This window comes from Methylomonas sp. PHL2-19 (assembly GCF_059331595.1).
In genome coordinates this window covers 2,140,210-2,163,020 of sequence record NZ_CP196839.1, presented here as the reverse complement: position 1 = coordinate 2,163,020, position 22,811 = coordinate 2,140,210, and the positions used below count along the sequence as shown (strand labels likewise).

General features: G+C 54.0%; 20 protein-coding genes. 9 read left to right on the top strand and 11 right to left on the bottom strand.

All coding sequences use genetic code 11. The features are described 5' to 3' along the window. Window position 1: 1 nt before the first annotated feature. The 7 genes from ACR02O_RS10205 to ACR02O_RS10175 all read right to left on the bottom strand — a co-directional run bounded on the left by ACR02O_RS10205 (window position 2) and on the right by ACR02O_RS10175 (window position 9,113). The gene (locus ACR02O_RS10205; RefSeq protein WP_101055209.1) at window positions 2-3,301 is read right to left on the bottom strand and encodes a PAS domain S-box protein; all 3,300 of its coding nucleotides are present in this window, start codon (window positions 3,299-3,301) and stop codon (window positions 2-4) included. A gap of 3 nt (window positions 3,302-3,304) precedes the next feature. After that, window positions 3,305-3,925 (bottom strand): YfiR family protein, encoded by a 621-nt coding sequence (locus ACR02O_RS10200; RefSeq protein ID WP_240618119.1) that lies wholly within the window; start codon window positions 3,923-3,925, stop codon window positions 3,305-3,307. 123 nt (window positions 3,926-4,048) lie between these two features. Further along, a complete protein-coding gene (locus ACR02O_RS10195; protein WP_494523308.1) occupies window positions 4,049-6,511 on the bottom strand; it encodes a TonB-dependent siderophore receptor in 2,463 nt (820 codons plus the stop codon). A gap of 285 nt (window positions 6,512-6,796) precedes the next feature. Further along, the gene (locus tag ACR02O_RS10190) at window positions 6,797-7,246 is read right to left on the bottom strand and encodes a roadblock/LC7 domain-containing protein (protein WP_494523307.1); all 450 of its coding nucleotides are present in this window, start codon (window positions 7,244-7,246) and stop codon (window positions 6,797-6,799) included. A gap of 20 nt (window positions 7,247-7,266) precedes the next feature. Further along, entirely contained in the window at window positions 7,267-7,680 is a 414-nt protein-coding gene (locus ACR02O_RS10185; protein WP_033155353.1) for a roadblock/LC7 domain-containing protein, read from the bottom strand. Between the two features lie 33 nt (window positions 7,681-7,713). Continuing rightward, the gene (locus ACR02O_RS10180) at window positions 7,714-8,262 is read right to left on the bottom strand and encodes a V4R domain-containing protein (RefSeq protein WP_051669630.1); all 549 of its coding nucleotides are present in this window, start codon (window positions 8,260-8,262) and stop codon (window positions 7,714-7,716) included. Window positions 8,263-8,285: 23 nt separating this feature from the next. After that, complete coding sequence (locus tag ACR02O_RS10175; protein WP_494523306.1) at window positions 8,286-9,113, bottom strand: OmpA family protein; 828 nt, start codon at window positions 9,111-9,113, stop codon at window positions 8,286-8,288. Between the two features lie 316 nt (window positions 9,114-9,429). Here ACR02O_RS10175 and ACR02O_RS10170 point away from each other — a divergent pair, with 316 nt between their 5' ends. Beyond that, a complete protein-coding gene (locus tag ACR02O_RS10170) occupies window positions 9,430-10,224 on the top strand; it encodes an EAL domain-containing protein (protein ID WP_101055199.1) in 795 nt (264 codons plus the stop codon). 3 nt (window positions 10,225-10,227) lie between these two features. On the opposite strand, the gene amrS is transcribed toward ACR02O_RS10170, so the two are convergent. After that, complete coding sequence (amrS, locus tag ACR02O_RS10165; protein ID WP_494523305.1) at window positions 10,228-11,310, bottom strand: AmmeMemoRadiSam system radical SAM enzyme; 1,083 nt, start codon at window positions 11,308-11,310, stop codon at window positions 10,228-10,230. A 155-nt stretch (window positions 11,311-11,465) separates the two neighbouring features. On the opposite strand from amrS, the gene amrB reads away from it, so the two are divergent. The 8 genes from amrB to ACR02O_RS10125 all read left to right on the top strand — a co-directional run bounded on the left by amrB (window position 11,466) and on the right by ACR02O_RS10125 (window position 20,096). Continuing rightward, window positions 11,466-12,245 (top strand): AmmeMemoRadiSam system protein B, encoded by a 780-nt coding sequence (gene amrB / locus ACR02O_RS10160; RefSeq protein WP_494523304.1) that lies wholly within the window; start codon window positions 11,466-11,468, stop codon window positions 12,243-12,245. After that, window positions 12,232-12,789 carry an AmmeMemoRadiSam system protein A gene (gene amrA / locus ACR02O_RS10155; RefSeq protein WP_494523303.1) on the top strand — a complete coding sequence of 186 codons (558 nt, stop codon included), beginning with the start codon at window positions 12,232-12,234 and terminating at the stop codon, window positions 12,787-12,789. The genes amrB and amrA overlap by 14 nt, the downstream gene beginning before the upstream one ends. Window positions 12,790-12,993: 204 nt before the next feature. Beyond that, the gene (gene zwf, locus ACR02O_RS10150; RefSeq protein ID WP_494523302.1) at window positions 12,994-14,460 is read left to right on the top strand and encodes a glucose-6-phosphate dehydrogenase; all 1,467 of its coding nucleotides are present in this window, start codon (window positions 12,994-12,996) and stop codon (window positions 14,458-14,460) included. A gap of 31 nt (window positions 14,461-14,491) precedes the next feature. After that, window positions 14,492-15,202, top strand: a complete 711-nt coding sequence (gene pgl, locus ACR02O_RS10145) for a 6-phosphogluconolactonase (RefSeq protein ID WP_033155358.1) — start codon at window positions 14,492-14,494, stop codon at window positions 15,200-15,202. A gap of 104 nt (window positions 15,203-15,306) precedes the next feature. Next, a complete protein-coding gene (gene edd, locus ACR02O_RS10140; RefSeq protein WP_494523301.1) occupies window positions 15,307-17,127 on the top strand; it encodes a phosphogluconate dehydratase in 1,821 nt (606 codons plus the stop codon). Window positions 17,128-17,268: 141 nt separating this feature from the next. After that, the gene (gene gnd / locus ACR02O_RS10135) at window positions 17,269-18,714 is read left to right on the top strand and encodes a decarboxylating NADP(+)-dependent phosphogluconate dehydrogenase (protein WP_445368547.1); all 1,446 of its coding nucleotides are present in this window, start codon (window positions 17,269-17,271) and stop codon (window positions 18,712-18,714) included. An 89-nt stretch (window positions 18,715-18,803) separates the two neighbouring features. After that, window positions 18,804-19,433: a bifunctional 4-hydroxy-2-oxoglutarate aldolase/2-dehydro-3-deoxy-phosphogluconate aldolase gene (locus tag ACR02O_RS10130; RefSeq protein WP_171695930.1), complete on the top strand. Its 630-nt coding sequence runs from the start codon at window positions 18,804-18,806 to the stop codon at window positions 19,431-19,433. A 108-nt stretch (window positions 19,434-19,541) separates the two neighbouring features. Continuing rightward, the gene (locus ACR02O_RS10125; RefSeq protein WP_445368546.1) at window positions 19,542-20,096 is read left to right on the top strand and encodes a cytochrome b; all 555 of its coding nucleotides are present in this window, start codon (window positions 19,542-19,544) and stop codon (window positions 20,094-20,096) included. Between the two features lie 54 nt (window positions 20,097-20,150). Here the strand turns inward: ACR02O_RS10125 and ACR02O_RS10120 are convergent, their stop codons facing one another. From ACR02O_RS10120 to ACR02O_RS10110, 3 genes are all read right to left on the bottom strand, one after another. Then, complete coding sequence (locus ACR02O_RS10120; RefSeq protein ID WP_445368545.1) at window positions 20,151-20,564, bottom strand: Dabb family protein; 414 nt, start codon at window positions 20,562-20,564, stop codon at window positions 20,151-20,153. A 61-nt stretch (window positions 20,565-20,625) separates the two neighbouring features. Further along, the gene (locus ACR02O_RS10115) at window positions 20,626-21,639 is read right to left on the bottom strand and encodes a M48 family metallopeptidase (protein ID WP_458137058.1); all 1,014 of its coding nucleotides are present in this window, start codon (window positions 21,637-21,639) and stop codon (window positions 20,626-20,628) included. Then, window positions 21,640-22,677: a YjgN family protein gene (locus ACR02O_RS10110; protein ID WP_494523300.1), complete on the bottom strand. Its 1,038-nt coding sequence runs from the start codon at window positions 22,675-22,677 to the stop codon at window positions 21,640-21,642. Window positions 22,678-22,811: the final 134 nt, after the last annotated feature.

Here is a 22,811-nt window from a genome sequence, read left to right as displayed (position 1 = left end):
TTTAGTTAGTTCCCAATAGATTAAGAATAGTCGGATATTCGTAAGCTTCGGCAAGCCGAGTCAATGCAGCGGCCACCCGCAGATCGTACGCTGCAATCTGTTGAATAATCCCGCCTATACGCTCGCTATCCAGATTATTCACTGCCAACTGCAAATCCTCGCGTAAATTCTGCGGCACGACCGACAGCATCTCCGGCGTCAAAATCACGCCCTCCGGCATCATTGCCGGTGAGTCTGCATAAACATAGCGCACGCCCAAGAGCCGGGTTAGGCAGTCGTAGATTTCGTTGGCCCGGAAAGGCTTACAGATTAAGTCGTCCATGCCGGCCGCCATAATATCCGCCCGTTGCTCGGTGAAAGCCGACGCCGTGACCGCGACGATCTTCACCTGTTTGCCGCCCGGCAAGCTTCGAATGATTCTGGTCGCTTCCAAACCATCCATGACCGGCATCTGTATATCCATCCAGATTAAGTGTGGCTGCCAACTTTGGAAACATGCCACGCCCAACTCGCCGTTCTCGGCTACCTTAACCTGAAAGCCCACGGCCTCCATCAGATTCACCAGCAATAATCGATTCTCCAGCTGATCTTCGATTATCAGAATCCGATAATTATCCTGCCCCGGCATCAGCCCCAGCACCATGCGTTCTTCCAATCGGTACAAATCGGTAATATCGGCGGCTTGCGCCTGCTTCAGCGGCACATCAATGCGAAACAGCGAACCCTTTCCCGGTGCACTCTCCAGACTGATTGAGCCCTTCATTAATTGCACAAATTGGCGGGTGATGCTTAAGCCCAGCCCGGTACCTTTGTTGTCGGCCAGGTGTCCTATCTGCACAAACGGTTCGAAAATGTGCTTTTGGTCTTCAGCGGCAATCCCAGGACCGGAGTCCTCCACTTCAATCAACAGATGGGCGATGGCGTTGTTCTTGGTGGACAAGCGTATGACCACCCCGCCTTGCTGGGTAAATTTCAACGCATTGCCCACCAGATTGATCAATATCTGGCGCAAGCGGGCCTGGTCACCGATGATATAGCGCGGAAATGAGGAAGACTGATCGACGACTATTTGCAGATTTTTCTCGGCCGCGCGTACCTGCATCATTTTCATGACATCCAGCACCATTTCCCCCAAATCGAATGGCGCATCTTCCAACTGGACCCGGCCCGCTTCTATCTTGGCCATTTCCAGCACGTCATTAATCAAGTTCAACAAGTGCTCGCCGCTACGATTGATAATTTCGACGTTGGCGCGATCACCGTCTTGTAGCCGGGCATTTTTCAGCAGAATGGCGGAAAAACCGAGAATGGCGTTCATCGGCGTGCGCAATTCGTGGCTCATGTTAGCCAGGAATACGCTCTTGGCTTTATTAGCCGCTTCGGCGGCGTCGCGAGCCAACAGCAATTCCGCCGTCCGTTGCTGCACAGTGTTTTCCAACTCGTTTCGGTAGCGCATCAGTTCATTTTCTGCGCGTTTGCGATCAGTGATGTCGCGGGCAATTTTGGAAGCCCCGACAATTTCGCCTTTTGAATTTCGCAGCGGCGACACCGTTACCGAAACGTCAATCAATTGCCCATCCTTACGGCGGCGGATCGTCTCGTAATGCCTAATCGATTCTCCACGCCTTACTCTATCCTGAATTTCCCGCTCCTCATTTTGGCATTCTCCGGGTATCAAAATAGCAATCGAATGACCGACGATCTCGTCGGCCCTATAGCCAAACATGCGTTCCGCACCCTTGTTCCAGCTGGTAATGACGCTATCGAGAGTTTTACCGATGATGGCATCTTCAGTGGATTCAATGATCGCGGCGTATTCCGACAACAATTTCTCGGCGTTTTTGCGCTCGCTGATATCCCGGCAAATCGCCAGATTGTATGTCTTGCCATCAAACTCAAAACAGTTACCGGTCACTTCCACAGGGAAAACCCGCCCATCACGTGTCCGGTGACTGGTTTCGAATTGCATTTGGCGACTCACGGACAACACCGGCCAAAATTTCTCCCACACGTCCGGCGACCAGCTGGGATCAATATCAAACACCCCCATACCGCGGGTAAGCTCATCTCGACTGTAGCCTAATCGGTTGGCGGCCCCTTGATTCGCATAGAGAAATTTCGGATCGTTCCCCGGCATCAGGAATATGGATTCCTTCACTTGATCCAGGGCATAAGTCAGCAATTGCAGTTGGTGCTGCGCCTGTTTCCGCTCGGTCAGATCGTAAACCAAGCCAACGAACCCGCTAACGACGCCGCCCTCTCCCTGTAAGGCCGTTATAGACAGATTGACCGGCACGCGCGTCCCGTCCTTGCAGATAAAAGTCCACTCGTTTTCTTCGCGTAGACCCCGTTGAGAATGCGCGGTAAACACTTCAAATCCCGGATTAATCAAGACACCCAATTCTGCAGACAATGTTTGAGCACGCCGTTGGATCTCGGCTGCATCGTGCCAAAGTGCCGGGGAGTGTTGGCCTATCAACTCGTCGGCCGTATACCCCAACAAGCGCTCCGCGGCTAAATTGAAGCTGGTAACAGTGCCGTCGGCGGATGTAGAGACGATGGCATAGGCCGCGTTGTCCAAAATCGTACGATGAAAGGCGTTAAGCCGGGACAATGCCATTTCACGTTCTTCAACCGCTTCCAACATGGCGTTGAAGCTTTCCCCCAAGCGCGCCAATTCATCGGCGCCGACAACAGGAACCCGGTGCCGGTAGTCGGCGGACAGCCGAACCCGCTCCGCAGCGACGGTTAAGGAAGCAATCGGCTGAATGATAGTCCGCCGCAGCACCGCCAGTTGCCCTAAGGTAGCGGCCAACAGCACCAGCATACCGGCACCGAATAACCAGAGCAGCTGGTGAGTTTGCTGACTCAATTGCTCCAAACCCATCACGATGCGCAAGCGCCCGCCTTTGCCTAAACCCTGCAGTAACTTCGCGGTATCGTGGTTTAGATAAATGCCATCGGCTAAGGTTGGCATACTCCGCGGCGGCTCGGAGGCAGTGTGGTTGAGGCTGGCCAGCATCCGCCCATCATCTAAAAAAATATCCGCCTCTTGAATTTGCGGATTGGCGCGCAAGGTATCCAGCACTTCCTGAGCCCGCGTGGGATCTTCGAAAGCCACCGCAGCCTCTGTGCCCACAGCGACCAACTGCGCGTATGGCTCCATGATCTGCCGCACGCGCTGTTCCAGGGTCATACTGTGAAACAGCGCCAGCCCCGCCACAGCCAACACGAACGCCAACAGCGCCGCCCCCCAGAGCACTGCCGCAAGTCTGTTGTAAATAGTGGCTTGGATGGACATGACTTATCTCATTCGGCGCAGCTCGCCGTTTTCCAAAATCTCACTGGACACTTCCAACATTTTGGTCTGAATCGTCAAGGAAACCGCTCGGGCTTGATCGAGGTTGACGCTCATCCGCACCCTATCCGTCACTTCAAATCCTATGACTCCACCATCCGGCAAGAATTCCGGCTCGTCACTGACCGTCAGAACCGGTTGCTGTTTCAACACCGCCAGCGCCGTGCGCCGCTTTGCGGCATCCGCATAAGCCATGAAAACAATCTGACACGGCGGCAATTCCGCCAACGTAGCGGCGCGAACAATGACAAAACTACGGCCCTGCTCGGTTCGTCCGCGCAAGGTGGTTTCTAAAATATCGCCAAACGGATCGGGCCCCAAAACACCGATACACCAAGGTGCATTTCCGGCGGGAAGCGCCTGTTTCGGCCAGACCACGTAATGGGCAAAATTACGCAGAAAGGCTGCTTTTACTTTGTAGGGGTTATCGACTATCACCTCCTGGCCGACTGCCAAACCCGGCAGCAGCAACAGGGCAGCAAGCCAAAGGGCCGCTCTGGCATGGCGCCTCGGACATAGCTTATTGCCTGCACATTGACCGCAAGCCCCTGATGAATTAACAGTCAAAACCGCACTCCTTGCGTAACACATTCAGCATAACGCCCAACATCGGCAATGCCCAATGCTAACCGGCTTGCCGCTACGAAACAGTACCGATAGTCGGCTAGTGTCATAGTCTTAGCCCCGGTATCAAAACTTCACCGAAAAGTTGATCATCAACTCGCGGGGCCTGCTACGGCTGCTTTGCGAAGGCCGGTATTGTTCGTCCAGCAGGTTTTTGCCCATCAGATCCACGCTCATACTATGCCCTCCCACTTCCCAGGTATAACCGATGAGGGCGTTCAACAAAGCATAAGTCTGCCGCGAATTAGCCGGGCTATCGGGTAACAAAGTCTGATCGAAGACCAGATTGACACCGCCGCCCAAATGCAGGCCGCGCAACGCCTCAATGCTAAAGTCGTAACGTGTCCAAAGGTTGGCCAGATGCGGCGCGCTCATTTGCAGCGGCGCGTTGTGGAAGCGATTGACGTTCTTGTAGTTAGCCAGCCCCGCCGCATCGAGCGTGCCGGGGTCTTGGGCGAGGATGGCATGGTCCTGACCGCTGAATTCGGTAATCCTGGCATCCATATAGCTGTAGGACAGATACAGTTGCCAGTCGTCTGTCAGTTTAGCGGTGGCGTCCCATTCAATACCCCGGGAACGCTGTTCACCGCTTTGCAGACCGTAAATGGTGATGCCGCCGGCGGAATTGGTCAACGCCATATCGTTGACGATGTTTTTATTTAAGATCTCGAAGTAAGTCAGCGTGCTGGACAAACGACCGTCAAACCAGTCCGCTTTAATGCCGACATCGTAACCCCAGCCCTCAGTCGGCCTAGGAATCGACGTGCTACCGTCCAGATTGTTGGCCGGAAAAGTACCCGGCACGAACGATTCCGCGTAGCTGGCGAACAACGACCATTCGGGTGCCAGCTTGAAGAGCAGCCCGTATTGGGGCGTGACCGCACTTGCGGTGGCGCCCTGTGCTTGGCCGGTCAGACGGTTTGTGTATTGGCTTTCTGTTGATGTCCAGCGCCAACCGGCCAACAGCAGCAAACGGTCATCGAAAAAACCGAAGGTAGAGCTGCCGTAGACCGATTTATCGACAGCGTTCACATTCTCGTCGGTGAGGCTGGTCGTCAGCCGGGATAAGGGTATCGCCGTATGCCGGTTCCAGGTGTTGGGATTGCCGAGATCCCACAAAGGCAAGGGCGAAGCGGTGGGATTGCTGCCCAAGGCCGGATCGTTGGGTGCCTGGCCGGCGGTGCGATGGAAGTTGCGGTCAATGTATTGACCGCCCAACAGCAAGCGCAGACTGGCGAAGCCCAGGTCATACTTACCCACGCCTTGCAGTTCTATCGTATCGTCACGGTTGCTGTAGGCTTGCTGCCTGACTCGACGACCCTGCATCAACGTTGTGTTATTGCTCATGCCCAAGTTACCGGTAAACAGGGCATCGACATCGTATTCCAGATGCGAATAGCCGGTGCGCAGATTCCAATGTTCGTCGGCCTTAAAGTCTATCCAGGTACTGAGATTGTGGGTGTGGCTACGCCGATAGTCGCTGTAAGCCATGCTGTTCCAATTGTCGGGCAAACCCGGTACATCGACGCCGGAAAGGTTGGGGTCCGCGGCAGTGGGCAACACGCCGGCCTGCGTGTTGTAGCCGGGCTTTTGCATGAGTTGGGGCTCTTCTATTTTTTCGAAGTTTTCGTATTTTACCGAGACACTCAGGCGGTCGCTGGGTTGCCAAAGCAAAGAAGGCGAGATGTTCCAGGAATGCGCATCATAAGGCTCCCAGTAATGCATATCCTGATCATAAGAAGCCGCCAGCCGGTAGAACAGGCTTTTTGTAGCCGGTCCCGTTACGTCAACATCAAAACGGTACTCACCGTAGGAACCGTAACGCGCATCCGCAGCAGCGGCAAACCGGCGCTGCGGGTTTTTGGTGATGACATTGACGATACCGCCGGGCGCGACCTGACCGTACAGAAACGATGCCGGCCCCTTGACCACTTCAAGCCGCGAGATATTGGTGAAATCCAAAATGGACGGACCGTGGACGCCGTCGCGCAACGTGTGAATATTGCCGCCGGCCAGAGAACCCACCGCAAAGCCGCGAATGGCCAAGTTGGCGTTGCCTTCGTTGAAGTCATTGCTGCGGTAAGTGACTCCCGGCGAATAGCGGGCTATGTCGAAAATATCGCGGGGTTTTTGATCCTTGATGAACGACTCGGTGAAAGCCTGGAGCGCAAACGGCAAATCGCTGATCGGTGCATCGAAACGGGAGCCGGACACCGAATTCGAAGCAAGGTATCCGCTATCAAGCTGGGAAGACACATCGAACGGCGACACCTTGACATTCACCAGCTCCAGCAGATCCATATCCGCCACATCCCTGCCGGCCTCATCGGCCTGTTCGGAAAGACGGGTGTCGATAACAGCATCGTCAGCCGCTTTCAAATCAGTCGAAAACGTCCGGCCAGCCTGGGAATCGGCTTCGAAGTCGCCGCCGGGTTCCGCCGCCAGCGTTAAGGGCTGGCGTAGCACGCTAAACACAAAAACCAGTCCGATAGACCAGCCGACGCCAAATTGAGACCCACAGTCTTTCATTTTGCATCCCCCCAGTGAGATTTATTAACCCGGCCCTTAAACATCGCCCACACCAGCCTGGACTTCGACGAGCTCAGCCCGGACGGCATACCCGCGACCAATAGGGCCGGGTTAATAACGCGAAGATCTAGTTATTTTTTTAAAACCGCGGGACAACACCCGCCGTTCACTAAACAGCTTAGTTCAGTTGGTAACGGAGGGCAATTTCTACGAACGTGGGGATGGGGTTTCTCGCCAGCACCCGACGAGAAGGAAGAAACGACGGCTGGATAGACTTGCCGCCGTCTATTTAGCCTGACTTAACACAGAGGCCAGGTTGACGCCCTTGGGACTGGAAATACACAAAATGATAGGCCCGACGCTGAGCATTGCCAGCTTGTTGACGGCACCGACAATGACGATCTGTTCGATCTCGCCCAAACCCAGCGAGGTTTCACCGTGCTGTGCAGCGCGAATGGTTTCCTGAATAATCGCCCCGAACGCATCCGCATCCATATTGGACGCTTCCGCCGATTGGGCCAGAATCAGGCCGTCGTGGTAGGCTGCGCAAGCGCTTACGCCATTGATCTTGACCACTTTATCCACCACAGACTGCACGGCGTCGATGAATGCCGCACGCTTTAAGCGGGTGGCTTCACTGACATTGACGATGTCGGCCGCAGGTTGCCGGCGCGCGGCGAGATAATCGTCGGCGAGCGTATCCAACTGCGCCAACTGCGATTCAAACCAATGCATATTTAAGCTCAAGACGGCGGTTAATTGGCCAGATAACTGGTAAACAATTTTTTCAATACCGGAATGGTTTCTTTTAATTCAAACCGCACCCGTCCTAACAACGCTTCCCGCTGGGTGACCAGAGCCAGAATAAAGCCCGCGTCTATCGGCGTCGATAAAATGTAACCGTCGTTGTTTTCGCAGATCACCATATTGGTTAAATGATGGCCGACATGTTGCGCCGCTTTGGCCGCCGCGCCGAATACCACCTGCACCGAGGCGCCGATGGCGTCGGTGTTGATTTCAAAATCGCGGTGAATGTGCGTGACAAAACCGTCGCTATCGACAATGGCCGCTGCCGATACGCCCTGAATGTTCATCAGATTGCGCAAGATGGAATCTATTTCGTTGTTCTGAGATTTGCGCGGATCGAGAAATTGGACATTACTACTCATGTTGCTCTCCTGATGCTTTTAATAATTATCAACCTACAGTAAGTCGACGCGGATTAAACACGTCTTGTCACCCAGCGCGTTGCACTTGGTTTCGGTGGCCTTTACATTACGATTGAAAAAAGTTTTAACGATACCGCCAACCATGCCGGCTTCGAAATGGCAAATAGGCGCCGACACATGATGAATACCGGCGCAGGACACGCATTCGTCCACCCTTAACTCCAGCACGCCCGCGGACAAGTCCACTTTATCCGGCACTACCAGGCCGATGCTGAGCTGCCGGCACAGCAATTTGATTTTGCCGACATAGGTTTCCAGGTCTTTATCGATATTGGCGGCGGCAATTTGGCCCATCGCCAAACCCAAACTCTGGCCGGAATGATAAACCAGCGACGGCGCCCCCTGACCTAATATGTCTTCTACGTTGGAACCCAAAGCCACCATGCGCAAGGCTTGAAACAAGCGAATGGGAATCAGCGGGCCCAGATCATTGCGATTTTCGATATCGAACTCGCCGGAAATAATACCGTCGAGAATTTGCTGCTGGGCTATCTGATAGTCTGATTTACTGTTTTGTATCATAGCGTCTACCCTCTTCAATTCGGTTAATTATCCACACACTGCAATTCGACCCGACGATTTAAGGCCTGGCCCTCTTTGGTATCGTTCGGCGCCGCCGGATTTCTCATACCTTCCGATGCGGTGAAGATGGCTGTTGAACCGATACCTTTGCCGACCAACAGTCTTTTAACGGCATTAGCCCGCGTCAAGCCCAACTGCACGTTGGCGGCATCACTACCCAAATTGCAGGTATGCCCGGTTAGTTTGATCCGGTTTTGGCAGCTTCTGGCCGCGCTCAAAAGTTCGTTGCTGCTGTTCGCAGATTCCGGCGTTAATTTGCTGGAATCGAATTTAAAATACACGGTAAAAGACGACGTGCCAGAGGTTTGCGCCGCACTATCCGGTGAGGCTTTGGGAATACCCGCCGCGGTCGGCTCAGTAGGTAACTCAGGCATCGGATCCGATGTTTGCGGATTGCCGTTGCCGGATGCCGACTGTTGCGCGTCTTGCTTCGCAGCAATCGCTTGATCCGGTTTAGCCTCGGCAAGCAAGGTTGGAGCGGCTTCTGTTGAGGGCTGCGGCGCTTGGGTATCGGGGGTTGCCGGCTCAGGACCGGTTGCTGGTGTTGCCGGTTTATTCAAGGCTGCGGTCTGGGTAATCGCTGCCGGCTTTTGCGCTAAATCAGGCACTAAAACCGCCACCACGGCCAGCAAACCAATCACACCAAGCAACCACGGCACATTGCTGCGCAAGGGTTTTTTAAAGGTTTTGTCTGATTTGCCTTGCGGATTGGCAGAACTCAGCCGCGCTTTGTCCGTAGAAGGAATAATGCCATCCAGGCCGTCGTGATCGAGTGATCGAGGTTTTTTCATGGAATTCCCTTAAGTTCCGTTTGCCAAGCCTGCTGAATATTTGCAGGGACAGTGTGAGCAGGCACCGACTTAAATTTGTTGGGCTATCATATGCAAGTTTCCCTGCAGAATCAAAATTGATGCTGGTTCAAATAATTAAATCTTAGGATTTGACACTGAACTATTTGGGTGAACCCCGAACCGCACCATCGAATATTTGCGAAGCAAATGATGATTCGCATCAACTTCGCTACACTTGATAATAACGATTACCAGGGAAGCAAGCCTGCTCAAGCAAGGATGATCAACATCCTGACATCGATTTCGAGAATCCGTTATGCCAGAAAAAACCACGCCAAATTCGCCACAGACCAACACCAATACCGACCTGCCCAGTTGTAACCGTTGCCGAGACCTGGAAGAACTGGATTTCGATTTTAGTTTTGCCTATCAGCCCATCGTCAATTTTTTTGCCCGCACCGTTTTTGCCCACGAAGCGCTGGTGCGCGGTGTTAACGGTGAGTCGGCCGCATCGATACTCGCCAAAGTCACCGATGCCAACCGCTATCGCTTCGACCAAAACTGCCGGATTAAAGCCGTGGAAGGCGCAGCGAGGTTGGGTATCCAGGAGTTTGTATCGATTAACTTCATGCCGAATGCGGTTTACCAACCCGAAGCCTGTATCCGCTCGACTTTTGAAGCCGCGCAACGCTACAACTTTTCCAAAGACCGCATCATTTTCGAAGTGATTGAAGGCGAGGATGTGTCCGACCGTCCGCATTTAATCAATATATTCACCGAATACCGGCGCTTTGGTTTTAAAACCGCTATCGACGACTTCGGCGCGGGCTACGCCGGCCTGAACCTACTCGCCGAATTCCAGCCGGATGTGCTGAAACTGGATATGGATTTGGTGCGCGACATCAATCTCAGCAAACCCAAACAGGCGATAGTGGGAGGGGTTGTGCAAATCTGCCGCGAACTCGGCATCGAAGTGCTGGCGGAAGGCATCGAAACCAAGGCCGAACGGGATTTTCTGCTGGGCTGCGGCGTCACGCTGTTTCAAGGCTATCTATTCTGCAAACCCACATTTCAGGCTATCGGCCAAATCAATCCGGATGCCTGGTCTTAAACCTTAAAACTTGACTGCCTGGCGCTTGGCGCCCCAATCGCCGGGTAAAGGATTAAACACCCCGGCACAAGAACATCCGCAAAACCGGCAGTTGCCGGCGGCATCCAAATTCCAATCCGACAGTTCGTACCAATCACGACCGATCAAAATTTTCCCGCAGCCGTGGCAATAGGTGCTCTCCGCCGATTTGTCGTGAACATTGCCGACATAGGCGTAACGCACGCCGTTTTTCAAGGCAATGCTGCGCGCCAGCAACAATGTGGACCGCGGCGTGTGCGGGGTATCCGTCATTTTCCAATCCGGATGAAACGCGGTGAAATGCATGGGCACATCCGGACCAAGATGCTCGACCACCCATTGGGTCATGGCTTCCAATTCGGTCTCGGAATCGTTGGCGCCGGGAATCAGCAACGTGGTCAACTCCAACCAGACCGGGGTCTCGTGTTTTAAATATTGCAGCGTTTCCAGCACCGCTTGCAGATGGCCACCGGTGATCTTGTGGTAAAAATCCTCGGAGAAGGCTTTTAAATCGACATTGGCCGCGTCCATGTAGCGGTAAAACTCGGCGCGCGGCTCGGCGCAGACGTAGCCGGCGGTCACAGCCACGGACTTCAAACCCAGCTCCCGGCAGGCTTGCGCCGTATCGATGGCGTATTCGTGGAAAATCACCGGATCGTTGTAGGTATAGGCGACGCTGCTGCAACCATGTTCCAAAGCGGCCCTGGCTATCGCTTCCGGCTCGGCCCGGCTCATCAGCGTGTCCATCTCCCGCGACTTGCTGATGTCCCAATTCTGGCAAAACTTGCAGGCTAAATTGCAGCCCGCGGTGCCGAAGGAAAAAATCGGCGTGCCGGGTAGAAAATGGTTTAACGGCTTTTTCTCGATGGGATCGATGGCAAAACCGCTGGAGCGGCCGTAACTGGTCATCACGATTTGACCATGCAGATTCTGCCGCACAAAGCACAAGCCGCGTTGGCCTTCATGCAATTTGCAAAAGCGCGGACACAAGTCGCACTGCACCTTGCCGTCCGCCAACACATGCCAATAACGGGTGGCTGCTGTATCCGCGCTGAGTAAAGTAGTCATGGCGATGCTCCTTGAACCCCAAGCATAAAATCGGGTCGTTATCGGCGAGAGTTAGCAGTAGAATAAACCCAAGATGGGCGGGGTATTCAATTTTTTGATGCGCCGCTATCCGCCCGGCCTCTGATCGTATTAAAACTTTAAAAAAGGATCAGCGCATGAACAGAAAACCCGCCGTAGCAGGACGGTTTTATCCTGCACACCCCCAACAACTCCATGATGCGGTGTCCGGTTATTTGCAGGACGTACGCCCCACCGGCAAAGCGCCCAAAGCCATGATCGTGCCGCATGCCGGCTACGTTTATTCCGGGCCGATAGCCGCTACCGCTTACGCCCGTTTAAAGCCAGCCGCAGCCAGCATTACCCGCGTGGTATTGATCGGCCCTTCCCATCGCGTGGCGTTTCGCGGCTTGGCAGTCAGCAGAACCCTGGCTTACACCACCCCGCTCGGCGATGTCGAGGTAGACAAGGCCGCTATCGAAGCCTTATTGAGTTTGCCGTTTGTCGAATACATCGAACAAGCCCACACGCTGGAACACAGCCTGGAAGTGCATCTGCCGTTTCTGCAATCGGTTTTACAGCAATTCACGCTGATCCCCATCGTGGCCGGCGACGCCAGTCCCGAACAAGTCAGCCAAACTCTGGAGCTGTTGTGGGGCGGCGATGAAACCTTGCTGGTCATTAGCTCCGATCTCAGCCATTATCACGACTACGACACCGCCAAACGCTTGGATCAAGCGACCAGCCGAATGATAGAACAGTTGCAATACAATGAAATTTGCGGCGAGGCCGCCTGCGGCAAGGTGCCGGTCAACGGCTTGTTGAAGCTACTGAAACAAAAAGGCCTGTCTATTAAAACCATAGATCTGCGCAATTCCGGCGACACGGCCGGTAACAAACAGCAAGTGGTGGGATACGGTGCCTATGTCGTTGACTGAAACCTCGCAAAATCGCTTGCTGGCACTAGCCCGGCAATCCATAGCCCACGGCCTGCAAAGCGGTCGGCCGTTACCGGTTGATTTGGATGCTTATCCAGCGGAATTACGCGAAATCCGCGCGACTTTCGTCACTCTGGAACACCGCGGCCAATTGCGCGGCTGTATCGGCATGCTGGAAGCGGTAAGGCCTTTGGCGGAAGACGTAGCCGAAAATGCCTTTGCGGCAGCATTTCGGGACCGGCGCTTTCCGCCATTAGCCGCTGGTGAACTGGCCGATCTTGACTTACATATCTCTGTGCTTAGCCCCGCCGTAGCGCTGACATTTTTGTCCGAAGCGGATCTGATCGCGCAACTGCGCCCCGGCATAGACGGCATCATATTGCAGGAAGGCGCCCGGCGCGGCACCTTCCTGCCCTCGGTGTGGGAAGATTTACCCAACCCCACCGAGTTTTTACAACACTTAAAACAAAAGGCCGGCTTACCTGCCGCCTATTGGTCTGACAAGATACAAGCCTATCGTTATACCACCGAGATGTTCGGCTAGCAGTCAAGCGTTTTGTGCGCCGCCAACCCCTATAAATCCGGCCTTGGCGGCCTTTGATCTTGTTCCAAACCGACAACGAACATTATAATGGCGGCATTTTCGACTGATCCGGGCTCAGAGTTTCCTGCAACGTGCGTTTAGTTTATGCGCGGAAATCGACATGCCAAAGCCGATCAACCCTCTTCTTCATTCCTAGTATCACTGATGAAAAATCAAAATTACAAACCTTGCGACCTGGTGATTTACGGCGCATTGGGTGACCTATCGAAACGAAAGTTACTGATTTCGTTGTATCGTCTGGAAAAATCCAATTTGCTGGAAGCCGATACCCGGATTATCGGCGTCGACCGTTTGGAGGAAACCAGCGAAGGCTTCGTCCAAATTGCCCATAACAGCCTGAAATCGTTCTTAAACAAAGAGATAAACCCCGAAATCTGGGAGCGGCTGTCGCAAAGATTATCGTACTTGAAAATCGACCTGACTCAACCGGAGCAATATCTGCAGTTGAATGCCGCAGTCGATCCGGAAAAGCGGGTGATGGTCAACTATTTTGCGGTAGCGCCGTTTCTATTCAAAAGTATCTGCCAGGGCTTGCAAAGCTGCGGCATATTAACCGCCGAATCGCGGATGGTGATGGAAAAACCCATCGGCCACGACTTGAAGTCTTCCAAGGAGATCAACGACGTCGTCGAAGAAGTCTTCCAGGAAGATCAGGTCTATCGTATCGACCACTACCTGGGCAAAGAGACGGTATTGAATCTGCTGGCCCTGCGTTTTGCCAACTCGATTTTCACTACCAACTGGAACCACAACACCATTGATCATATCCAGATTACGGTGGGTGAAGACATCGGCATCGAAGGCCGCTGGGAATACTTTGATAAAACCGGCCAGTTGCGCGACATGTTGCAAAACCATTTGCTGCAGATTCTGACCTTTGTGGCGATGGAACCGCCAGCTGATCTGGAAGCGGAAAGCATCCATATGGAAAAAATCAAGGTGTTGAAAGCCTTACGGCCGATTACCGCGCGCAATGTCGAGGAAAAAACCGTGCGCGGCCAATACACCGCCGGTTTCATTAAAGGCGCGGCAGTGCCGGGTTATCTGGAAGAAGAAGGCGCCAACAAGGAAAGCACCACCGAAAGCTTCGTGGCGATTCGGGTGGACATCGACAACTGGCGTTGGGCCGGCGTACCGTTTTATATGCGCACCGGCAAACGCATGCCCAATAAACGTACGGAAATCGTCGTCAACTTTAAACAATTGCCGCACAACATTTTCAAAGACAGCTTCCGCGATTTGCCGGCCAACAAATTGGTGATTCATTTGCAGCCCAATGAAGGCGTGGACGTGGTGATGTTGAACAAAGTGCCGGGCATAGACGGCAATATCAAATTGCAACAAACCAAGCTGGACTTGAGTTTTTCGGAAACCTTCAAGAAAAACAGTATTTTCGGCGGCTACGAAAAACTGATTCTGGAAGCCCTGCGCGGCAACACGACGCTGTTTTTAAGCCGCGAGGAAATCGAACAAGCCTGGGCCTGGGTCGATTCGATCCAAGACGCCTGGGCGCAAAACCACAGCGCTCCAAAATCTTACCCGGCTGGCAGCTGGGGGCCGATTGCCTCCGTGGCATTATTGGCCCGCGACGGCCGCGCCTGGGAAGAGTAATCAATCTGTATCCATCACGAGAACAACGAACATGGTTAGAGAATTTTTTTTCGAACAACGTAACCACCTGTTTACCGCCTTGGTGGCCGAATGCCAGGATGTGTTATCCGAAGCCGTCAGCAAACACGGTCAAGCCACTTTATTGGTATCCGGCGGCAGCACCCCTGCCCCGCTTTATGAAGCTTTGTCCAAATCTGACTTGAATTGGAAAAAAATCAAGGTGGCGCTGGTGGATGAACGGTGGGTGGACAATCAACACAGCGCCAGCAACGAAGCTTTGATTCGCCGCAGCCTGCTGATCAACAACGCCAAAAACGTTGAGTTTATCGGCATGAAAACCCCGGCTGCCAAGGCCAAACAAGGTCAGGCAGAGGCTGAAGGCCGTTACGCCAAACTGCCGCAGCCTTTCACGCTGAGCATCGTCGGCATGGGCCCGGACGGTCATACCGCTTCGCTGTTTCCGCACGCAGAAGGTCTGGCCAACGCATTGAGTGAGGACAATCAAAATCTGACCGCGGCCATCACCGCCATTCAAAGCGAAGTGACCGGCGCCAATACAGAACGCCTGACCCTGACCCGCAACGCTTTATTAAAGTCGGAACGCATCGTGATTTTGTTCACCGGCGAAGATAAGTTGGCGGTGTTCAACAGCGCCCAGAAACCGGGCCCGGTAGAGGACATGCCGATTCGGGCCTTATTGAATCAGGAAGACGTGCCGGTGGAATTGTACTGGGCACCTTAGCCGCTTAAATTTAGGGTGGGTTAGACGCGCATAACCCGATCACTCTCGATTCCAAAACGCCGTTCGGCGCGTCGACACCACCTATCTGCTGCCCTGGAGAGCTTATGCATCCTGTTTTAGAAAAAGTGACCGCCGACGTGGTGGAACGTAGCCGGGAAAGCCGCGCTGCTTATCTGGCCCGCATCGACGCCGCCATTGCCAACGGCCCACAACGTACCAATCTGCCTTGCGCGAATCTGGCCCACGGTTTTGCCGTCTGTTCGGCGGCTGAAAAAGACGCGCTGTCGCATGCCGTGAAAGCCAACGTCGGCATTATCTCTGCTTACAACGACATGCTGTCGGCACACGAACCGTATCAACACTACCCGGAACTGATCAAACAAGCAGTGCGCGAAGCCGGCGGCGTCGCCCAGTTCGCCGGCGGCGTGCCGGCCATGTGCGACGGCGTCACCCAAGGCATGCCGGGCATGGAATTGTCGCTGTTCAGCCGCGACGTGATTGCGTTATCCACGGCGATTGGCTTGAGCCATAACATGTTCGACGCCGCCTTGTATTTGGGCGTCTGCGACAAAATCGTGCCCGGCTTGCTGATCGGCGCTTTGAGTTTCGGCCATTTGCCTGCGGTTTTTGTGCCCGCCGGGCCGATGACTACCGGCATCTCCAACAAGGAGAAATCCCGCACCCGGCAAAAATTCGCGGAAGGTAAAGTCGGCGAAAAAGAATTGCTGGAATCGGAATCCAAGGCCTACCACAGCCCCGGCACCTGCACCTTCTACGGCACCGCCAACAGCAATCAGATGATGGTGGAAATCATGGGCCTGCACTTGCCCGGCAGTTCTTTCGTCAACCCGTACACCCCGCTGCGCGACGAATTAACCAAAGCTGCTGCCAAACAGGTATTGAAATTCACCGCGCTGGGTGACGACTTCCGGCCGATTGCTCACGTCGTCAACGAAAAAGCCATCATCAACGCGATTATCGGCTTACTGGCGACGGGCGGCTCGACCAATCACACCATCCATTTGATCGCCATCGCCCGCGCGGCCGGCATTATCATCAACTGGGACGATTTCGATAATCTATCCAAAGCGATTCCGTTATTGACCAAGATTTACCCGAACGGTCCGGCCGACGTCAACCAGTTCCAAGCGGCAGGCGGCATGGGCTTGTTGATCCAGGAATTGCTCGAGCATGGTTTACTGCACGGCGACATTCTGACCATCGGCGACCAGCGCGGCATGGCGCAATACAGCCAAGTGCCGACGCTGAACGACGGCAAGCTAAGCTGGGAAGCAGGGCCGGCTGTGTCGCTGGATCCGGACGTGATTAGCAGTGTGGCACAACCTTTCGCTGCGGGCGGCGGTCTGCACGTGATGCACGGCAACCTGGGCCGCGGCGTCTCAAAAATTTCCGCCGTTGCGGAAAAACACCAGGTAGTTACCGCACCGGCAATGGTGTTCGACGACCAACTGGACGTGGTGGCTGCCTTCAAACGCGGCGAACTGGAAAAAGACGTGATCGTAGTGCTGCGCTTCCAGGGCCCAAAAGCCAACGGCATGCCGGAATTGCATAAATTGACGCCGGTATTGGGCGTATTACAAGACCGGGGCTTTCATGTCGCCTTGGTCACGGACGGCCGCATGTCCGGCGCGTCCGGCAAGGTACCGTCGGCGATCCACATGTGGCCGGAATGCATAGACGGCGGCCCACTGGCCAAAGTCCGCGACGGCGACATCATCGCGCTGAACACCCAAACCGGCGAAGTCAACGTCCAGGTGGATCAAACCGAATTCGATGCTAGAGTGCCAACGCCCAACAGCGCCACCGGCCATCATTTTGGTATGGGCCGCGAACTGTTTGGGGCGATGCGGGCAAACGCATCCACCTCGGAAACTGGAGCGACCAATCTGTTTTTCGTGGACTGATATTCACACGTTTTAAGCAATGCCGTCTTAGTTTCACTTTGCCAAATCCGTCCTTCCACGGAAGGACGACTTTCTTGAAACCAGAATTAAGCAACATTGTGTCATCACCCCACAACGACAACGTTTACAGTAGGCAAGCACATGAAAGCAAATATCGGTTTAATCGGCTTGGCGGTCATGGGACAGAATTTGGTTCTGAACATGAACGACCACGGTTTCAAAGTGGCGGTGTATAACCGCACCGCCAGCAAAGTCGATGAGTTTCTCGACGGCCCGGCTAAAAACACCCAAGTCATCGGTACGCATTCTCTGGAACAACTGGTCAATAGCCTGGAGTCGCCGCGCAAGGTCATGTTGATGGTCAAAGCGGGTACTGTCGTGGATCAATATATCGACGACTTGCTGCCCTTGCTGTCAGCCGGCGACATCATCATCGACGGCGGCAATTCGCTGTTTACCGACACCAACCGCCGCACTCAATATTTGCAGGAAAAAGGCCTGCTCTACGTCGGCACCGGCGTATCCGGCGGCGAAGAAGGCGCCCGGCACGGCCCATCGATCATGCCCGGCGGCAATAAGGCGGCCTGGCCAGCGGTTAAGCCGATTTTTCAAGCCATCAGTGCTCATGTCGACGGCGACCCTTGCTGCGAATGGGTCGGCGATAACGGCGCCGGTCACTATGTAAAAATGGTGCATAACGGCATCGAGTACGGCGACATGCAGCTCATTTGCGAGGCTTATCAATTGCTGGCTGAAGGCTTGAACTTGAGCACCGACGAGATGCAGGCGATTTTTGCTGAGTGGAATCAAGGCGAATTAAGCTCGTATCTGATCGAAATCACCGCCAATATCCTGGCGTACAAAGAAGACAACGGCCAACCTTTACTGAACAGCATCCTGGATACCGCCGGCCAAAAAGGCACCGGCAAATGGACCGGCATCAATGCGCTGGACCTAGGTATCCCGCTCACCTTGATCGGCGAGTCGGTTTTTGCCCGTTGTCTGTCTGCACAAAAAGACGAGCGCATCCGCGCAGCCAAAGCCCTGCCGAAAACCAGCGCCAGCTTTAGCGGCGACAAAGCGGCGATGATTCAGGCTATCCGCCAAGCCCTGTATGCCTCGAAAATCATTTCTTATGCACAAGGCTTTCGACTGATGCGCGAAGCCGCCAAGGAATACAAACTGGCGCTGAATTACGGCGAGATTGCCTTGATGTGGCGCGGCGGCTGTATCATTCGTAGCCAATTTCTGAACGACATCAAACAGGCTTACCAGCAAAACCCCGATCTGGAAAACTTGCTGCTGGCCGATTTCTTCGTCGATGCCATGAAACAAGCCGAAGCGGGCTGGCGCCAAGCCGTGATACTGGGCATACAATTGGGCATTCCGACGCCGGCCTTCTCGTCTGCCTTGGCCTATTTCGACGGCTACCGTACCGAAAGACTGCCGGCCAATCTGCTGCAAGCACAAAGAGACTATTTCGGCGCGCACTCGTATGAACGTACCGACCGACCCAGAGGCGAGTTTTTTCATACCGACTGGACCGGACACGGCGGCAAAACCGCATCGACAACCTATACGGTTTAGGGTTTACCCCGAGACCGTTGTCGTTTTGTCAAACACGCACGCTTCACGGCGTGGGTTTTCCAAGCACCCTCACATTAGGAAAATAACAAATGACCGTATCAATAAAAGAAGTCATGACCACCTCCCCGGTAATGCCGGTGATGGTAATCAATCAACTGGAACAAGCCGTGCCTTTGGCCCGCGCGTTGGTGGAAGGTGGATTGAAAGTATTGGAAATCACCTTACGGACGCCCGTAGCACTGGACGCTATCCGCCGCATCAAAGCCGAAGTACCGGGCGCGATTGTCGGTGCCGGCACCATCATTAATACCCAAACCCTGAAAAACGCGATTGACGCTGGCGCGGAATTTATCGTCAGTCCAGGCGTCACCGACAGCTTGCTGGATGCGGCTCTAGCTTCCGGCGTGCCGATTTTGCCTGGCGTCATCACTCCCAGCGAAGTAATGCGCTTGATGGACAAGGGCATTACCGCGATGAAGTTTTTCCCGGCCGAAGCGGCGGGCGGCATCCCGATGCTGAAATCCATCGGCGGCCCGCTGCCGCAAGTGACCTTTTGCCCGACCGGCGGCGTCAATCCGAAAAACGCGGTGGAATATCTGGCGCTAAGTAATGTGGCCTGTGTCGGCGGCTCCTGGATGGCACCGTCCGAACTGGTCGATGCCGGCGATTGGGCGGAAATCACCCGCCGCGCCGCTGAAGCCTCCGCTTTGAAAAAATAAACCCATCGCTAGGTTTTTAAATCATCCAGTCGCGGGCATCGTTTGGCAAATCGGCTCATTGCAAATTCGGCGTATTATCATTTTCTCGGAAAAAAGGAGTAATTAACGATGCAAAACCATGCAAACGAACGCTATTGCACGATGACGATTGCCTTGCACTGGCTGACATTCATCGTGATGGCAGCCGGGTATGCCTGTATCGAGCTACGCGAGTTGTTCCCCAAAGGCAGCGACCCGCGTGAAACCATGAAAGCCTTGCATTTTATGCTGGGTTTATTGGTGTTAATGCTGCTGTTACCGAGACTGGGTTTCCGTCTGGCCAGCCCCACACCGGCCATATCGCCGGAACCGCCGGCCTGGCAACGGCAGGCGGCACGTCTGGTGCATCTATTGCTTTATGGATTGATGTTGGGAATGCCGATAGCCGGCTGGTTGGCATTAAGCGCGGCAGGTAAAACAATTCCATTCTTTGGCCTGGAGTTGCCGGCGCTGATCGCCGAAAACAAGGAACTGACCAAAACGATCAAAGAAATACACGAAACCGGCGGTGTGATTGGCTATTACCTGATTGGCTTACACGTCTCTGCGGTACTCTTTCATCATTACGTGCAGCGCGACAACACCTTAAGCCACATGCTGCCGGCGCTGAAAAAGCCAGACTGATGCTGTCCAGCCATTCCTGTCTACAGATCCGGGAAACGGCTGGTCACAACGTCATTACTCGATAAAATCGTAAATCTTATATTTGTCCACCAAGGGCCGCAGCACCTGTTGCGCCACGCGCAGATATTCCGGATTCTGTAAAAACGCCTCGTAAGCCTGCTGGCTTTCGTAAATGCCGGATACGGCCACATCATAGCTTTCATCTAACGCAGCATTCGCTCGTCCACGATTAATCGCCGCCGGTGTACCGACATCGTAAGCCAGCACGCCCGGCAATTTAGCCAAGCCTGCACTGTCTTGAATATATTGTTGCCGCAGTTTTTCATCACCCGCCTGTTTCAGCCAGACTATCACCACGTGGTGTACTTTGCGATTTTGCGCCTGCTGGTCTGGTTTGGCAGTATAGGCACAACCGGTTCCGCCGGCTGCCAGCAGCCCCGCCAGCGCGAGGACATAAAGACGTTTCATGGTGTTTTATTCTCCTGATACCTATAAATGAATAGCCAAAATACTCCGGCTACCGAGCATTTTACAGCCCGCGCAAGCGTTTGATCCGTTCTTCGGTATTGGGATGGCTGGATAAATAATCCAGCGCTTCAAGCGATTCTACGGGTTGTTTGGGTACTGTGGTTTGATGGGCGGCCTCCAGTTTTTCCAATATATCGGCCAGCCGACTGACCGGAATAGCGTTGGCGCGCAACAGTTCTGCGGCAAAAGCGTCGGCACGGCGTTCGAAATCGCGCGAATAGCGGGTTTGTAATAATACGGTCGGCGCGACGGCCAGCAGACTGCTGACATCGCCGATGTACCAAGCCATCGCCAAACCCACCACAGAAGCCTGAAGCATTTGCCGCAAAGCATGTTTTTCGTGGACATGGCCCATTTCGTGGGCCAGCACCGCCAAAATCTCTTGGTCGTTACTCGCCAAACTCACCAAGTCGTCGAGCAGCAGCACGCTGCCGCCAGGCAACGCAAAGGCGTTGGCGCCCAATGTCGAGCTAGCGCGAAATTCAATATGCGCGGGCCTATCCTCACCCGACGGCAAAGCCAAGCGCTGCCAGCCATCCTGAATAGTTTGCCGACGTTCGTCGGATAGTGTGCTGGGCTTCAATAAGGTTTGATCAAGGCTGGCGAAAAACTGCGTATCCATCCGTTCCAGCAAATAAATCGGCACTTGGTCCGCCGCCGCCCGCGCCGCATAAGGCAATCCAAACAAATACGCAACAACGAGCAGGCTCAGAGTTAACAGCAGCGCCGCCAACGCATACCACCAACTATTTTCCATACCCGTCACCGCGCTACTACCTGCATCCTGCAACATCTCGGCAAAGCCTTGCCGATCAGCGACTTCACAACGGCCGCCATCGGCGAACAAAATCAGGCGCGGCGTGCTGCCGAGCGGCGGCGGAATTTTCAGACTGGCTAAATCTTCGCGGCGGACAATGTCTCTGCCCTGCAACAATAATTTGTCACCCTCTAAGCAGAGGGTAACAGGGTGCGGCCTGGCTTGCCGCCCGTCGTAGTAAACGGCCGTAAGCAACATTTACAAGGCAATATCGAAATCAAACATCTCGGCCAATTCTTCACCGGCGGCGGAAGTATTGGTCTGCAAACCGGCCACAAACTCGTCTATGTTGCCGCGCGGTAATAATGCGACGCGCTCGATGCGATAGCGCGCCAAACGAATATCAGCAAACGGCTTGTACAGCCCCAAGGTCAGCAAAGTCAACAGGACGTTGCTAAACATAATACCCAGCATCTCCCGCGCTTGAAGCTGGGCCTGAAACCCGTGCGGACCCAATTGCGTGCTATTCCAGACTAAGTTCTGCAGACGCGCCGCGACATAGGGATAAGCCAGTAAAAATAAGGCCAAATAGGTGCCTATCGCGGCTACCAATACGCTCATCGCCACTAATTGCTCAGCCTCGACCGGAATCAGCTCCTTGCTACCCAGCAACATAACGCTGACCATCAGGCCGGCAAACACCAGCACACCTATGAATATCGTCATCAGATAGATGCGGTAGTAGGCGCCAATGCCGGCAAAGAATTTAAAAAACTCATTACCGTAAGTGCTGTTTTCCCGGGTGTAACGAGCCATGCGCTGTTGCGCCAGCGGCCACAGCAACCCCAGAGTCAACGCCGATAATACCGGCAATAGCAGAAAATTGAAGTACGCCGCGCCGGTGTTGCCATGAAACGCAAAACGTAAGCCTCGGTAACTGGTGTTATGCATTCTAAAGCGGAGCGAACGCATCAATAACCAGGGCATCACCGATACGATCACCAGCAAAATTGCCAAGCCTGCAAGCTGATCGAATTCACCGAGCAAGGTATAACCAGCAAACAACAGAAAAGCGACGATGCGTCCTTTCAAGATCGCCTTGGGATCGCCGTGGTAGTCAAAACCCGCACCGGCTAAGGTAGTGTGGCGGTAAAAATATTGGTTACGTTTGACTTTGGCCCAGGCTGAGTAAACGCCCAAGGTGACGATACTCAAGCAGACATTGACGATCCAAATCCGGAAATACTCGCCACCGCTGCCGCTGAATTGCAACTGCCGTGATTGATATTCTGTCATTTCCATCCTCATTTTAGGTTTTTCCGTTGCAAGCATAGTGCATCGCCGCTATCTAACAATAAAAACGGCCTGCACATAACACACGCTAGTCAGGGGCCGGCTTTTGCAATCGCCGTAAAGCCTTTTATACTTCC